Here is a 14,384-nt window from a genome sequence, read left to right as displayed (position 1 = left end):
ATGACCGAAGCCAAGGAAATCACTATCCCTATGGCGGATCCGAACGATCCGTACGCAAATCCGGCGGCAATGCCGTCATCGGCGGATCGCAATCCGCGGTCCTTTGCCGTTGAAGCCTTTCCCATGCCGAATCGAAAGCAGGAGGACTGGCGGTACACTCCGGTCGAGCGCATCGACGAGTTCTTCACAACGTTCACGCCGTCCGGGGAGACCCGGATTGAAGCCGGCATGATCGATGGGTCGCCGCTTCCCGAAGGTGTCAGAATCAGCCAGGTCAAGCTTGGCGAAGGGCTTTCAGGCACGGTGTCCAAGCCGTCCGACCGGGTTTCGGCAGTGGAATGGAATTCCGGTGCGACCGCCACCATCGTCGAGCTCGCCGGGGAGATCAAGCAGCCTGTGCTTGTCAAGGTGCATGGCGCCGGCCTGGATCTTGACGCATTCCATCTGGTGATCGCAGCAGCGGACAACGCGCACGCCGATGTCGTGGTCGAGCATGACGGCGATGCGCGTCTTGCCGAGGGTGTGGAGATCATCACCGGAAAATACTCCCACGTATCCACCACATTCATTCAGGAGTGGAATACCGGATCCAAGCATGTCGGCAACCATCGTATTCGCGTAGGCGAAGGCGCGTCGCTCCGTCACGCCGTGGTCACGCTCGGCGGCGATGTGGTGCGTATCCGCATGGATCAGGACTTCGACGGCGAGCAGGCCGACCTCAATATGCTTGGCATCTATTTCGTCGATCCGGGAGAACATATCGAGCATCGCACAATGGTGGTGCACAACCATCCCGAATGCAAAAGCCGTGTGGTCTACAAGGGTGCGCTTGACGGCAAGGGCGCCCACTCCACGTGGGTCGGCAATGCACTGATCGAACCGACCGCGCCCGGCACCGATTCCTACGAACTCAACCGCAATCTGGTACTCACACCTGGTGCCATCGCCGATTCCGAGCCGAATCTCGAAATCGAAAACGGCAATATCGTGGGAGCAGGCCATGCATCTTCCGTGGGTCGCTTCAATGATGAGGAGCTGTTCTATCTCGAATCGCGCGGCATCAGTGAGACTGAGGCGCGAAAGCTTGTGGTTCGCGGCTTTTTCAACGAGCTGGTCGAGGAGATCGGTATTCCGGCCATCTGCGATCATCTCATGAACGTCATCGACAAGCGTCTGGCACGCGGTGAGAACGCGGCCATGGCGCAGGTGCTCGAAGAACAGTGAAACGTAAAGGATAGGAAACATGTCAACGCTTGAAATCAAGGATCTGTACGCACACGTCGAAACCAAGGACGGCATCAAGCCGATCCTCAAAGGCGTGAACCTTACCGTTAATTCCGATGAGACGCATGCCATCATGGGTCCCAATGGCTCCGGCAAGTCCACATTGGCCTACACACTGGCCGGTCACCCCAAGTATGTGGTGGATGGCGGCGAGGTATTGCTCGACGGCGAGGACATCCTGAAAATGACCCCGGATGAGCGTGCCAAGGCCGGCCTGTTCCTCGCCATGCAGTATCCGGTGGAGGTGCCGGGCGTTTCCATGACGAATTTCCTGCGTACCGCAAAAACCGAAGTCGATGGCAAGGCCCCGGCCATCCGTACTTGGGCCAAGGAGCTTTCCGAGGCCATGAAGCGTCTTAAGATGGATCCGAAGTTCGCCACCCGTTCCGTGAACGAGGGCTTTTCCGGCGGTGAGAAGAAGCGCGCCGAGGTTCTGCAGCTCGAACTGCTCAAGCCGAAGTTCGCCATCCTCGACGAAACCGACTCCGGCCTTGACGTTGACGCCTTGCGCATCGTCTCCGAAGGGGTGAACCGCGCCAAGGAAGCCAACAAGTTCGGCATTCTTATGGTCACGCACTACACCCGCATTCTCAAGTACATCAAGCCGGATATCGTGCACGTATTCGCCGACGGGCATTTTGTGAAGACCGGCGGCCCCGAATTGGCCGACGAGCTTGAGGAAAACGGCTACGACCAGTACCTGCCGGAAGGTGCCGATTCCGAAAGCGCGCTGGCATAGGCTGGTAAGGGAATCGATGTCGCGGGAACGCCGGTCTCCCGTCAACATGTTCATTCGAATCGTTGGATTGCCGTTGACGGGAGTCGCCCTCGTGTATAAGACATGCTCTGTAAGGGGACTAGATGGTAGATTTTGCAGCTATTCGTGGTGAATTCCCGATTCTGGATCAAGATATTCACGGGCATCCATTGGTGTATTTGGATTCGGCGGCGACTTCGCAGAAGCCGCAGTGCGTGATTGATGCGGAAAGCGAGTTCTACCGGACCATTAACGCCGGTGTGCATCGCGGAGCCCATGAGCTGGCCGCCCGTAGCACCATGGCGTTCGAAGATGCGCGTGCGAAGGTCGCCAGACTTGTCGGCGCCAATGCCGAGGAAGGCGAGGAGGAAATCGTCGTGACGGCCGGCGCGACGGCTGGCCTGAACCTGCTGGCCACGGCGTTCGGCAACGCGTCCCTTGGGCGCGGGGGAGCGGCGGCGCAGCGTTTTGCGCTGAAGCAGGGCGATGAGATCGTGGTCTCCAAAGCGGAGCATCATTCCGTACTCCTGCCATTCCAGGAACTGGCGGCCCGTACCGGCGCCACGCTCAAATGGCTTGAGCTTACCGAGGACGGCCGTGTGCGTACCGATGACCTCGACGAGATCATCACCGAACGTACGAAGGTCGTCGCCGTAACGCATGTGGGCAACGTGACCGGTGCCATCACCGATATCGCACCCATCATCAGGCGTACGCATGAAGTGGGTGGCGTTTTCGTGCTCGACGCATGCCAGTCCGTGCCGCACCTGAAAGTCGATTTCCATGCGTTGGATGTCGACTTCGCCGCATGGAGCGCGCATAAGATGTACGGTCCGACCGGCGTCGGCTTCCTGTATGGCAAGCGTGAGATGCTCGAAGCGCTGCCGCCCGCCAGTTTCGGCGGATCGATGGTGGAGCTGGCCTGGATGGATCAGCCCGCGCAATACATGCTTCCCCCTGCGCGTTTCGAAGCTGGAACCCAACCTGTGGCCCAGGTCGTCGCCGCTGGTGTGGCCGCGGAATGGATGATGTCCATCGGCATGGATCAGCTTGAGGCCCATGAACGTAAACTGACCGGCGAGTTGCTGAAGATGGGCGATATCGAAGGCATTCGTATTCTCGGCCCACGTGAGAATGCCGACCGCATCGGTACTGTTGCCTTCGACATCAATGGCGTTCACCCGCATGATGTCGGTCAATTCATCGATGCGCAGGGCATCGCCATCCGTGTCGGCCATCATTGCGCACAACCCGTGCACCGTCACTTCGGCTTGTACGCCTCGAACCGTGCGTCCTGCGGCGTGTATAACAATGTCGAGGATATCCACGCATTGCTGGATGCATTGGGCAAGGTGCGTGCGTTCTTCGGCGCATGACGGCAGAGGCAAGATAAGAGGCAGAAAGGGAACGCGATATGAACGATTTCGGCATGGGCGGCGATGATTTCGAGCAGATGTACCAGGAGGTGATTCTCGAGGCATCGAAGCATCCGCATGGTAGGGAGCATTTCGCCGTCGACCTGGCTCAGGAGACTGCGGGGGCACAGACCGGCGAAACGGTGGTCCGCGCCTCGCACGAGTATTGCACGCCGGGCGAATCGCACCAGTTCAATCCCACGTGCGGTGACGAGGCGACCATTCATGTCGAGATCTCCGATAGCGAGCCTCATGCCATCGAACGGCTGGTGTGGGACGGTCATGGCTGTTCCATCTCGCAGGCGAGTCTGTCGATTATGGTCGATCTGGTCGAAGGCAAGACCGTCGATGATGCCATGGAACTCGAGCAGCTGTTCCATCGTCTTATGGAATCCCGCGGCAAGGGACTGGACAATGAGGATGACGAGGAACGCCTGGAGGACGCCATTGTGTTCCAGGGCGCTTCGAAATATCCGATGCGCATCAAATGCGCGCTGCTTGGATGGGAAGGTCTTAAGGATGCCGTTGCCAGGGCGCTTGTCGCGAACAAGTCGTGACAAGCTGCGTGTCGCAGCGTAGAGTGTTCAACAGTTATAGCAACGATTATGGAGTAGATGATGAGCGATACTTTGGTACCCGAGCCTCAGGCTTCCATTTTCGACGCCGTAAAGGGCGTGGTCAAGGATGAGGATGCTGCACGTCGTATGATGATGAATCCCGCTTTGGCTAAAACCATCGGCAATGATGGAGCGGCTTCGGGGCAGTCGTCGCAGGCGCATAGCGGCTGCGGCTGTGGAGGGCAGCAGGCTGATGGCTGTTGCCAGGATGACGGTGGGAACGCCATCCCTCTGAAGTTTGTGGACGACATCGGTCGCGCGACCGCTGCGGATGTTCGTGAGGCGCTGCATCAGGTCATCGATCCGGAACTGGGCATCGACGTCATCGATCTTGGTCTGGTATACGGTATTGAAATCGATGAGCTGGGTCGTGCCATTATCACCATGACGCTGACCACGCCGGCATGCCCATTAACCGATCTGATCGAGGACGAATGCGCTTCGACATTGGCCGGGCTGGTCGAGGAGTTCCGCATCGATTGGACATGGCAGCCGCGATGGAGCATGGACAAGATCACTCCCGAGGGGCGCGATCAATTGGCGGCTTTGGGCTTCAACTTTGAGAATCTGCCCAAGTACTGATTCCAGCGATTGAGAAATGGCCTGCTCATCCATCGAATGATGGATGAGCAGGCCATTCGCTATGTGATGGGTGGAGTCGATTCCCTAATGCTCACAATGATGTTGGCCGGCAATCGTGCACGATTGCCGGCCAACATCATTCGCAGTGATAGGAGTCTTAAAACTCAGTCATCCACCACAGTACCCTTCGGTACGACGGTGATGCCCTCCGGCGTGACGGTGAATCCACGGGCCAGATCGTGTTCCGTGTCGATGCCGACGGTGGAGTTTTCGGTCAGCACGACGTTCTTGTCGAGAATCGCCTTGTAGACGCGTGCGCGACGATTGATGACCACACCGTCGAACAGGATGGAATCGACCACCTGCGACCAGGAATGGATGTGCACGTTCGGCGACAGCACGGAATGATGCACTTCACCGCCGGAAATGATGACACCGGGGGAGACGATCGAATCCGTGGCGTGGCCGAGGCGGTCGCGTCCTGCGTGAACGAATTTCGCCGGCGGCAGTGTGCCGGAATTCGTGTAGATCGGCCATGCCTGGTTGTACAGGTTGAACTCGGGCACGTAGGCGATCAGATCCATGTGCGCATCGTAGAACTGCTTGAGCGTGCCCACGTCGCGCCAATAGGCGTGATCGGTGTCCGTGGCCCCCGGAATAACATTCGAATTGAAGTCGTAGACGCCTGCCTCGCCGCGAGAGGCGAAGTACGGCGCGATGTCGCCGCCCATATCATGCTTGGTGTCTTCGCTCTTCGCATCCTTGGACAATGCGTCGAACAGGGCGTCGGTATTGGCCACATAGTTGCCCATAGACGCCAGGAAGGTGTTCGGGTCGTCGGGCAGACCCGCGCAGGTGTCGGGCTTTTCCAGGAACGACTTGATCTGATTCGGATGATCGGGGTCGACATCGATCACGCCGAACTGGTTCGACTGTTCGATCGGCTGACGGATGCCGGCCACGGTGAACTCGGCACCGGACTCGATATGCTGCTCGACCATCTGGCCGAAGTCCATACGGTAAACATGATCGGCGCCGACAATCACCACGATATCGGGCTGCACATCCTCGATGATATTGATGGTCTGATAGATGGCGTCGGCGGAACCCAGATACCAGTGCTTGCCCAGACGCTGCTGCGCCGGCACAGGGGATACGTAGTTGCCGAGCAGCGAGGAGAAGCGCCACATCTGGGAGATATGCCGATCCAGCGAATGTGACTTGTACTGGGTGAGTACCACGATGTGGCGGTAGTCGGAATTCACCAGATTCGATAGCGGGAAATCGATAAGACGGTACACGCCGCCAAATGGCACCGCAGGCTTTGCGCGATCACGAGTCAGCGGCATCAGGCGCGTGCCTTCACCACCTGCCAATACGATGGACAGAATCTTCTGCTTGTTCTTTGCCATAGTGCGTGGCTCCTCTCATATCAATCATGACGATTGGTGACGTCGAACAGGCAACGTCGTTAGCAGTCAGCTTCCTCGCCAACCTCTACCGTCCATAATTGCACAAAAAAAACAATATGCAAGCAATGTCGCATGCATGTCTAACAGTTTTGGCGTAAATTCATAAATTAGTCATCTAACCGTCGGGTTGCATAAAAAGCGACGGCGCTTGACGCGGCGACGTTGAGACTGTCCACATCGTGCGACATCGGAATCTTCACCGTCAGATCGGCGCGTGCAATGGTATGGCGGTTGAGTCCGTCGCCCTCGGTGCCGAAGATAAGCGCCAGTTTATCGATATGCTGCGGGTCGGAAGCGCTGCTGTTCAGGCGTCGGGTCAGTTCATCGAGACTGATCGAATCGTCCTCGAGCGCCATGGCCACTGTCGTGAAGCCAAGCGAATGGAGTTCCTCCAGCCCCTTGAACGGCCAATAATGCTTATCATCGCCATCGATGCGGGTCCATGGCACTTGGAACACGGTTCCCATCGAGACACGCGCTGCGCGTCGGTACAGCGGGTCGCCGCATGACGGTGTCACCAGAACCGCATCGACGTCAAGCGCCGCCGCGGAACGCATCAGCGCACCTACATTGGTCGGATCGACAATGTTCTCCATCACGGCCACACGATGGGCGCCCCTGCACACCTCCTCCACGGATGGCAGCGGCCAGCGGCGCATCGCACTAAGCGCCCCACGGTGCAGACGGTATCCGGTCAGGCGCTTCAGCTGTTCCGGTGATGCCACGTATACCGGAATATCAGGTCCCCATTGCTCGTCGATGCGGGCGAACATGCTGGCCATGCCTTCAAGCCAGGGGCGCTCGACCAGCAGGGATAGGGGTTCGCGATGCGCCGCCAGCGCGCGGTCGATAACCTTGGGGGATTCCGCGATGAACAGCCCTTTGGCGGGTTCCAACCGATTACGCAGCTGGATTTCGGTGAGATTCACGTATGCGCCGACTCGTTCGTCATCAATGGATTCCAATTCGATGAAGCGCATATGCGAAAACTCCTTGAGATACAACAAAACCCCTTGTTTCCAAGGGGTTTTACTTGTGCCCGAGACGGGACTTGAACCCGTACGGTCGTATAAAATAACCACTAGCACCTCAAGCTAGCGCGTCTACCATTCCGCCACCCGGGCAGGTCGCTGTTTGGCAACGAGTGATACTTTAGCACCGAATCGGTTGAATGCAATATCGGCGTGTCGCGACTGCTGTGTGTCGGTGATGATGACCGTTGTTGATAGCCTAGGAGCCATGACGAATGCTGTATTCCTGTTTGATCCCGATAAGGACGACGTGCCGGTGAATTCCGACGAAGCGAATGTTGGATGGAAGCTGACCCTGCCGCCGCAAGTCAGACGCCATGCCGTGCAGTCCATGCGTTTGAAGGAGGGCGACGAGTTCCAGCTTTCCGATGGCAGGGGGCTGCGGCTTACCGTAGTGCTTGACGACGCGGATAATGGTATTGCTGAAGTCCGCGAATTCGTCAGGGAGGCACAGCCTGTCACCAGGCTGGCTCTTGTGCAGGCCCTGGCGAAGAGCGGGCATGATGAGCAGGCCATCGATATCGCCACGCAGATCGGAGTCGACACCGTGGTACCCTGGCAGGCGGATCGGTCCATCGCCAAGTGGAAAAACGGAAGAACGGATCGCAAATGGCTTTCTGCATTGCAGGCCGCAACCGAACAATCGCGTCGCGCATTCACGCCACAGCTGGAGGATTGCGTTTCCAGCAAGCAGATCGTTTCCATGATTCTGCGCGCCAATGTGCACGGTGATCTGGTGATCGTATTGCATCAGGACGCCACCGACACATGGGAATCCATCGAGCGGCATGTCGGCCATCTCGCCGACGAGTGTCTGAAAGACGGCAAGCCCCGCACGGTATACGTGGTGGTAGGGCCCGAGGGCGGAATCAGCGAGGTCGAGGTGTCTCAATTCGTAGAAGCGGGCGCGAAGAGCGTGGTGCTGGGAAGCAACATCCTGAGGGCTTCGACGGCAGGCCCCGTTGCGCTTTCGCTGCTGAGCCGGACTTTGGGACGGTACGCATGACAATGCGTTTGCGATGGTTTATGCGTCGTGGCGGCGCAATAGCATAAGACTGCATAGAACCGTGTTGAAGGAGCGAACGATGAGCGAAGCCGAAGATTGCCTGTTCTGCAAGATTATTGCCGGCCAGATTCCGAGCACCAAGGTATATGAGGACGACACCACCTACGCGTTCAAGGATATTAATCCCAAGGCGAAAATCCATGTACTGATCGTGCCGAAGCGTCATGTGGCCAACGTCAGCGAGCTGGCACAATCCGATCCGGCGCAACTCGATCATATCGTCGAAGTTGCCCAGAGCATTGCCGACAAGGAGTTCCATGGCGAATACCGTCTGGTATTCAACACCGGGCGTGATGCCGGGCAGACCGTATTCCATGCGCATGCGCATGTGCTGACCGGCGAAGTGCTTGACGAGTAGACGGAAGGAACCAGTGGCGACGACAACCCGCACCATTACCATTCCCGCCGAGCTTGACCCTGTGTCCGTGCTTGGCCCGGTTGATGAAGTCATTAGGGAAATCGAACGCGCATACCCGGAAGTGGATTTCACCGTCCGAGGCAATCGCATCATCATCGCCTCGCGATCCGCGCGGACCGAATCCGATGCGTCGAAGGCGGAACACCTTATCGAAATGATTGTGGATGCCGCCCACACTTTGCCGATGGACGCGCAAACCGTGCGCCGCATGATTGAGCAGGATGTGCTCGATAACCATACACGCGCAACCCATCCCGGGCATGGCAAGGCCATAGAGAACCTCAAGCGCATCGAGCATACCGAGACGCGGACGAATGCGGAGCGGCGCAAACCATCCGTCGCGGGAGTCATCACCTACGCCTCCGGCAAGCCCGTTCGCGCGAAAACCGCCGGCCAAGTGGCATATGTTGCCGCAATCGAAACGCACACCATCACATTCGGCATAGGGCCTGCAGGCACCGGCAAGACGTATCTGGCCGTCGCCAAAGCCGTACGCGCATTCCAGGATAGGCAGGTGCGTCGCATCATTCTCACCCGTCCTGCCGTTGAAGCGGGGGAGAGCCTCGGTTTTCTGCCCGGAACGTTGAACGAGAAGGTGGATCCGTATCTGCGTCCCCTGTACGACGCACTGTCCGACATGCTGGGAGCGGACCAGCTGAAGCGCTATATGGATGACGGCACCATCGAGGTCGCACCGCTTGCCTATATGCGTGGCCGTACATTGAACGATGCGTTCGTCATTCTCGATGAAGCGCAGAACACCACCGAGGAACAGATGAAGATGTTCCTCACCAGACTGGGGTTCAACACCAAGATGGTGATTACCGGCGATATCACACAGGTCGACCTTGCGGTTCCCCGTTCGGGTCTTGCCACCATAGAGCATATTCTTGGCGATATCGACGATATCTCCTTCGTGCATATGACGGCGGAGGATGTGGTACGCCATCGTCTGGTCGGGCGCATTGTAGCCGCATACAACCAGTATGAGGGACTTGACGGCGATCATAGGCGAATGTCGCGCACAGCGATGAACGACAGGCATAAGAGGGATAAGAACAGCGATGAGCGTTGATGTTTCCAATGAAACCGTATGGTCGATCGATCTGAAGGTGTTTTCCGATCTCGGAGTCTGGGTCATGGATCAGATGCGTGTCAGCACGCAGTCCGATCTGACGATTCTGTTTGTCGATCCGGATCCCATTGCGCAGATGCATATGCATTGGATGAACCTGGAAGGGCCGACCGATGTGATGAGCTTTCCGATGGACGAGCTGCGCCCAGGCAACGGCAGCACCGTTATGGAAGGCGTGCTCGGCGATATTGTGATCTGCCCGTGGGTCGCCGCCCAGCAGGCTGCCGCGGCCGGGCATGGCGTGCTGCAGGAGATGCTGTTGCTGACGATTCATGGCATCCTGCATTTGCTCGGCTACGACCACGTGAACGCCGAACAGGAACGGCAGATGTTCGGACTGCAGCGACAGTTGCTACTGACCTTCATCGCGGTCCGACAGGATCTTGGCGCTCCTGTTTCACTGCCTGCCGGAAGCATCGATGAACTGGCGGCATGGGATGCGGAGCATGGTTCCGGCCGCGAGCTGACGCGCTGAGCGGACGGTATCCGTGTATGTGCAGGGTGACTGGGGAATAGGGTCGATATGGATCGAATGACGTTGATTATGCTCAGTGCGGCACTGGTGGTGGCGGTGGCGCTGCTGGTCTGGCTTTCGCTGTCCATGGCTTCGGCCGAAGGTGCCGTAGGACGAGTGACGCGCGCGAATCTCAACAATCGCATATTCGAAGTGCAGACGGATCCGGACACGAACCAGTTCACCACGGATAAGAAAATCAAACGCATCCAGCAAGTGCAGCGTTTCATCGCCAACCGTTACGCCACCGCAGGTTCGTGTGCGTTCTTCCGCATCACCTGCAATGTGCTTTCAGGCGTGCTTATTGCGGTAGTCGCTGGCATATGGGGTGCCTCCTGGTGGATTGAGCTGCTGTCCGGTGTGGTGTTCGCGTTTGTAATTGCCGTGGTGAGCGTTTTGGTGCGTCCGCGTGAAACCGGTGTCAACATGCCGACGGATATTATGATCAAGCATGCGCGCCTGGTGGGTTTCGCCGTGGCTGTTACCCCGTTTGCACGCGGAAACGAAAGCAAGGATGGGCATCGTCGTCGCGATTTGAACCTATCGGACGACGAGGAGCTTGAGAAGATCCAGCTGGAGCAGGGGCGTGCGGCAATCGACCGTATGGTCGAATCGAACGAATTCGACCCTGAGGTCTCCGAAATGATGCGCAATGTACTGATGCTTTCGGAAACATTGACCAGAGAGATCATGGTGCCGCGTACCGACATGATCACCATCGAACGAAAATCCACGTTGGAGGACATGTTGCAGCTGTGTTCTCGTTCCGGGTTCTCACGTGTGCCGGTGATAGGCGAGGACGTGGATGATCTTGTGGGCGTGGCCTATCTGAAGGATGCGGTGCGTGCCACAGCCTTCAATCCGGCTGCAATGAGCCGTGACGTGGCATCCATTGTGCGTGACCCCATGCTGGTTCCCGAATCGAAGCCCGTGGACGATCTGTTCCACCAGATGCAGCGATCCAGGCAGCATGTGGCCATCGTCGTGGACGAGTATGGCGGTATCGCCGGCATGGTCACCATCGAGGATGCCATCGAACAGATCGTGGGCGAACTGGAGGATGAGCATGATCGCACCCAGCACGCCGAGCCGAAGAAAATCGGGGAACGCAAATGGAGCCTTCCTGCCCGCACGTCTATCGCGGACCTGGAGGAGCTGTATGAGATCGACATCGATGAGGATGATGTCGATACCGTATATGGCTTGCTGACCAAATTACTCGGCCGAGTGCCTATTGTCGGAGCTTCGGCGGTGACCCGTGGCATCAGGCTTACCGCAGTCGACTCCGCTGGCCGGCGTAAGAAGGTATCGACTATCGATGTCGAACCCGATGGAGTCGAGGGGCGCGAGGAAGATGGCAACACACAAGCCAATCAAGCCAATGCCGATAACGACGAGAACAATGAACAACACGATCGCAAGGAGTGACATGACCGATACACCTGCCAGTGCCAAGCTGGCATCCGAACCATACCGTTCCGGCTTTGTAGCCGTGGTCGGACGCCCGAATGTAGGCAAATCCACTTTGGTGAATGCGCTGATCGGCACTCAGATCGCTATCGCATCGTCAAGGCCGGAAACCACTCGTAAAGCCATTCGCGGTGTGCTTACCACCGACAACGCCCAGTTGGTGCTGGTAGACACCCCTGGCATCCACAGGCCTCGCACGTTGCTCGGGCAACGGTTGAACGACATCGTAGACGAGTCGCTATCCGATGTGGATGTTGTGGCGTTCCTGCTGCCCGGCGACCAGGAGATCGGCCCTGGCGACAAGCGCATCATGTCGCGTCTGCGCGCGAATTTTGCCACCAAACGCGAGGACGGCACCTTCAAATGGCACGTGCCGTTAATCGCCATTGTCACCAAAATCGACGAACTTTCTCGCGAACAGCTCATCGCCAAGCTCATCGAAGTCAATGAATTCGCCGACTTCGCCGATATCGTACCGGTCAGCGCCCTGAAACACGACAATCTTGACGAAGTGCGTTCCGTGCTGATCGATCACACGCCGGAAGGTCCGCAAATGTACCCGGCCGAGCAGCTGAGCGAGGAACGTCCCGAAGAAACCATCGCCGAACTTATCCGAGGTGCGTTCCTTGAGCAGCTGAACGACGAGCTGCCGCATTCTCTGGCCGTTGTGGTGGATTCCATAGACTATCCGGAAGATAACGAAACCGGAGCGCAATATGACGGCAAGGCGCAGGTGAACGTCTCCATCTACGTGGAGCGTGATTCTCAAAAGCCGATCATCATCGGCAAGGGAGCTGCGAACCTTACCGCAGTCAAGAAAAAGCTGCGTACCGCCGTGAACCGCATCGTCGGGCGCAAAGCCCGTCTTGATCTGCACGTCAAGGTGGCCAAGGGATGGCAGTCGGATCCTAAACAGCTTGAACGACTGGGCTTTTAATATTCCTGGTGTCGTTCAAGCCGTTTAGGATCCGCTTCGCGACACAGCCGCTCAAGTGATGTTCAGCGAATATGGTTGTGCCTCGTCAGAATTCCTGACGAGGCACAACCATATGGGATGACATACGGCCTATAATCCCGCTTCGGCCATGGTGATGTATCCAGTGTCGATCAATGTGGTTTTGAGATTGCCGGCGCTGACGGCGTTGAGTTCCTCATGGACGGTAGGAACCGTAACGCCGGCGATCGTCTGTTTTGCAATAAACGACAATCCGTCGAGGCCTTTCTCCCGGTTCAGTCGGATGCATGTCTTGGCGATATCCATGGACAACTTGCCGCGATCCTCAAGTCCGGTCATCCACTGCTTGCCGTTCACCACCTGCGGGATGGTGTCGGCATAACTGCCGTATCCGGTGATAACAGGCCAGCGCGAATTATGGTCGTTCTGCGTTGACGAAGAGTTGGCGGACGAATCATCATGCTGGGATTGCGTGTCGTTGGCCGGCGACTTGGCAGGATCCGGAACCGATTTGCGTAGCAGATCCTTATGCCCTGCGATATTGCCTACAATACTTGGAATCGTGATGGAGGGGTTGATGTCTGCCGACGATCCCGTATATCCCATGCTGGCGAGTTTGCTTACCACGCTGGAAGCCACGGCATCGTTCATTGCGATGATGCCGTCGATTTTGGTGGGGACGGAGTCGCCGTCTTTGGTGACGGTGGGAATGCGATCCTCGATGGTCTTTGCCGTCCCATCCTTCTCGTTGAGGTCAAATGCCACATGGGTCCAATCCTCGTTGGTCGTCTCCCTGCTCAGGGTTCCTGAAGGGCTGTAGACCTTTCCCTGTTCGTAATAAGGCCTAAGAACCTTCCATACGCCTTGGAAAGCTTCTTTGGCAAATGCGTCGTTGATTTCGGCGGTGTCGCTTTCCTTGGCATCGTCGGCATGCGTGTAGGGGAGCAGCACCTCCACGGCTTTGGGATTGCCTTTGCTGACTTTGTCCAAATCAAGTTTGCTTACCAGCATGTTCGCCTGAAGCTCGCCGATTTGCTCGGGTGTGGAGCATTGGACGAAGGCATCCGGGGTGAAGCCGTCGATGGTATTCGACACCAATACGATATGCATTCCGGATTTTCTCGCCAGCTGCAATGCCGAGCGCATGCGGCTTTCCGCCTCATGGCGTTCGCTGTCTTGGGCGTCTTTGACGATGGGCTGTGTAACGTAGTCGCCGTACTGCCGTGATGAGACATTGGTCTGCGGGGCCGGGGCAACGATAAGCGTGCTGTGCTTGGCCGCGGATGACCCGTCTTTCAGATTGGTGACATGCTTCACCACCCAGTCCTGCAACTGCTGGCTCTGCTCGTCAAGATCGCTGGAGACGACGGTGTCGATGTTCTGCTTTTCAACACCTTGTTTTTTCAGATCGGAGGTGATCTGCGGAACAAGTTTCGCCCATTTGTTCAGTGGTGTTCTCTGCGATATGGTAATGCCGTCCGCTGGAGTGAACAATGTTACGGATCCGGCGTCGGCAGACGTGCTTGCGTTAGTAGGGTTGCTGGATGACGGTTGCGGGGAAGAGCATGCTCCCAGCGTCATAAGCAGGGTGATGCCGGACACTGCTGCGGTTATTCGTGCCAGAACAGGCGTATGAACCATGGAATTCCAATCTTCCGGAAAACGTGT

At 57.4% G+C, this 14,384-nt stretch carries 13 protein-coding genes, 1 tRNA gene and 2 pseudogenes; 12 read left to right on the top strand and 4 right to left on the bottom strand.

Annotated elements, in window-relative coordinates; genetic code table 11:
* From sufD to BBAG_RS08830, 6 genes and pseudogenes are all read left to right on the top strand, one after another.
* On the top strand, positions 1–1,224 hold the full coding sequence (gene sufD, locus BBAG_RS04410; RefSeq protein WP_003826480.1) for a Fe-S cluster assembly protein SufD: 1,224 nt from the start codon (positions 1–3) through the stop codon (positions 1,222–1,224).
* 19 nt (positions 1,225–1,243) lie between these two features.
* Positions 1,244–2,023, top strand: coding sequence for a Fe-S cluster assembly ATPase SufC (gene sufC, locus BBAG_RS04405; RefSeq protein WP_003826479.1), 780 nt, complete (start codon positions 1,244–1,246; stop codon positions 2,021–2,023).
* A 122-nt stretch (positions 2,024–2,145) separates the two neighbouring features.
* Complete coding sequence (locus tag BBAG_RS04400; RefSeq protein ID WP_003826478.1) at positions 2,146–3,417, top strand: SufS family cysteine desulfurase; 1,272 nt, start codon at positions 2,146–2,148, stop codon at positions 3,415–3,417.
* A 38-nt stretch (positions 3,418–3,455) separates the two neighbouring features.
* Entirely contained in the window at positions 3,456–4,013 is a 558-nt protein-coding gene (sufU, locus tag BBAG_RS04395) for a Fe-S cluster assembly sulfur transfer protein SufU (RefSeq protein ID WP_003826477.1), read from the top strand.
* A gap of 57 nt (positions 4,014–4,070) precedes the next feature.
* A pseudogene (locus tag BBAG_RS08835) lies at positions 4,071–4,194 on the top strand (metal-sulfur cluster assembly factor); the annotation flags it as partial.
* Positions 4,195–4,289: 95 nt separating this feature from the next.
* A pseudogene (locus BBAG_RS08830) lies at positions 4,290–4,655 on the top strand (metal-sulfur cluster assembly factor); the annotation flags it as partial.
* Positions 4,656–4,819: 164 nt separating this feature from the next.
* Here the strand turns inward: BBAG_RS08830 and glgC are convergent.
* The 3 genes from glgC to BBAG_RS04375 all read right to left on the bottom strand — a co-directional run bounded on the left by glgC (position 4,820) and on the right by BBAG_RS04375 (position 7,251).
* Positions 4,820–6,067 (bottom strand): glucose-1-phosphate adenylyltransferase, encoded by a 1,248-nt coding sequence (gene glgC / locus BBAG_RS04385; RefSeq protein WP_003826475.1) that lies wholly within the window; start codon positions 6,065–6,067, stop codon positions 4,820–4,822.
* 167 nt (positions 6,068–6,234) lie between these two features.
* Complete coding sequence (locus BBAG_RS04380; protein WP_003826474.1) at positions 6,235–7,107, bottom strand: TrmH family RNA methyltransferase; 873 nt, start codon at positions 7,105–7,107, stop codon at positions 6,235–6,237.
* A gap of 56 nt (positions 7,108–7,163) precedes the next feature.
* Positions 7,164–7,251 (bottom strand) — tRNA-Leu (locus BBAG_RS04375).
* Positions 7,252–7,366: 115 nt separating this feature from the next.
* Here BBAG_RS04375 and BBAG_RS04370 point away from each other — a divergent pair.
* The 6 genes from BBAG_RS04370 (at position 7,367) to era (ending at position 12,698) form a co-directional block, all read left to right on the top strand.
* The gene (locus tag BBAG_RS04370; RefSeq protein ID WP_033508130.1) at positions 7,367–8,164 is read left to right on the top strand and encodes a 16S rRNA (uracil(1498)-N(3))-methyltransferase; all 798 of its coding nucleotides are present in this window, start codon (positions 7,367–7,369) and stop codon (positions 8,162–8,164) included.
* 79 nt (positions 8,165–8,243) lie between these two features.
* Positions 8,244–8,582 carry a histidine triad nucleotide-binding protein gene (locus BBAG_RS04365; protein WP_003826472.1) on the top strand — a complete coding sequence of 113 codons (339 nt, stop codon included), beginning with the start codon at positions 8,244–8,246 and terminating at the stop codon, positions 8,580–8,582.
* Positions 8,583–8,595: 13 nt separating this feature from the next.
* The gene (locus BBAG_RS04360) at positions 8,596–9,717 is read left to right on the top strand and encodes a PhoH family protein (protein ID WP_003826471.1); all 1,122 of its coding nucleotides are present in this window, start codon (positions 8,596–8,598) and stop codon (positions 9,715–9,717) included.
* A complete protein-coding gene (ybeY, locus tag BBAG_RS04355) occupies positions 9,707–10,252 on the top strand; it encodes an rRNA maturation RNase YbeY (protein ID WP_003826469.1) in 546 nt (181 codons plus the stop codon). The genes BBAG_RS04360 and ybeY overlap by 11 nt, the downstream gene beginning before the upstream one ends.
* A gap of 48 nt (positions 10,253–10,300) precedes the next feature.
* Positions 10,301–11,719: a hemolysin family protein gene (locus tag BBAG_RS04350; protein WP_003826467.1), complete on the top strand. Its 1,419-nt coding sequence runs from the start codon at positions 10,301–10,303 to the stop codon at positions 11,717–11,719.
* 1 nt (position 11,720) lies between these two features.
* Positions 11,721–12,698 carry a GTPase Era gene (gene era, locus BBAG_RS04345; protein ID WP_045919765.1) on the top strand — a complete coding sequence of 326 codons (978 nt, stop codon included), beginning with the start codon at positions 11,721–11,723 and terminating at the stop codon, positions 12,696–12,698.
* A 129-nt stretch (positions 12,699–12,827) separates the two neighbouring features.
* Here the strand turns inward: era and BBAG_RS04340 are convergent, their stop codons facing one another.
* Positions 12,828–14,357: a substrate-binding domain-containing protein gene (locus tag BBAG_RS04340; protein WP_033508133.1), complete on the bottom strand. Its 1,530-nt coding sequence runs from the start codon at positions 14,355–14,357 to the stop codon at positions 12,828–12,830.
* Positions 14,358–14,384 lie beyond the last annotated feature (27 nt).

It is taken from the genome of Bifidobacterium angulatum DSM 20098 = JCM 7096 (genome assembly GCF_001025155.1).
Lineage (GTDB): Bacteria > Actinomycetota > Actinomycetes > Actinomycetales > Bifidobacteriaceae > Bifidobacterium > Bifidobacterium angulatum.
Note: the sequence above shows the minus strand (reverse complement) of the source record. Positions and strands in the feature narration are given on the sequence as shown.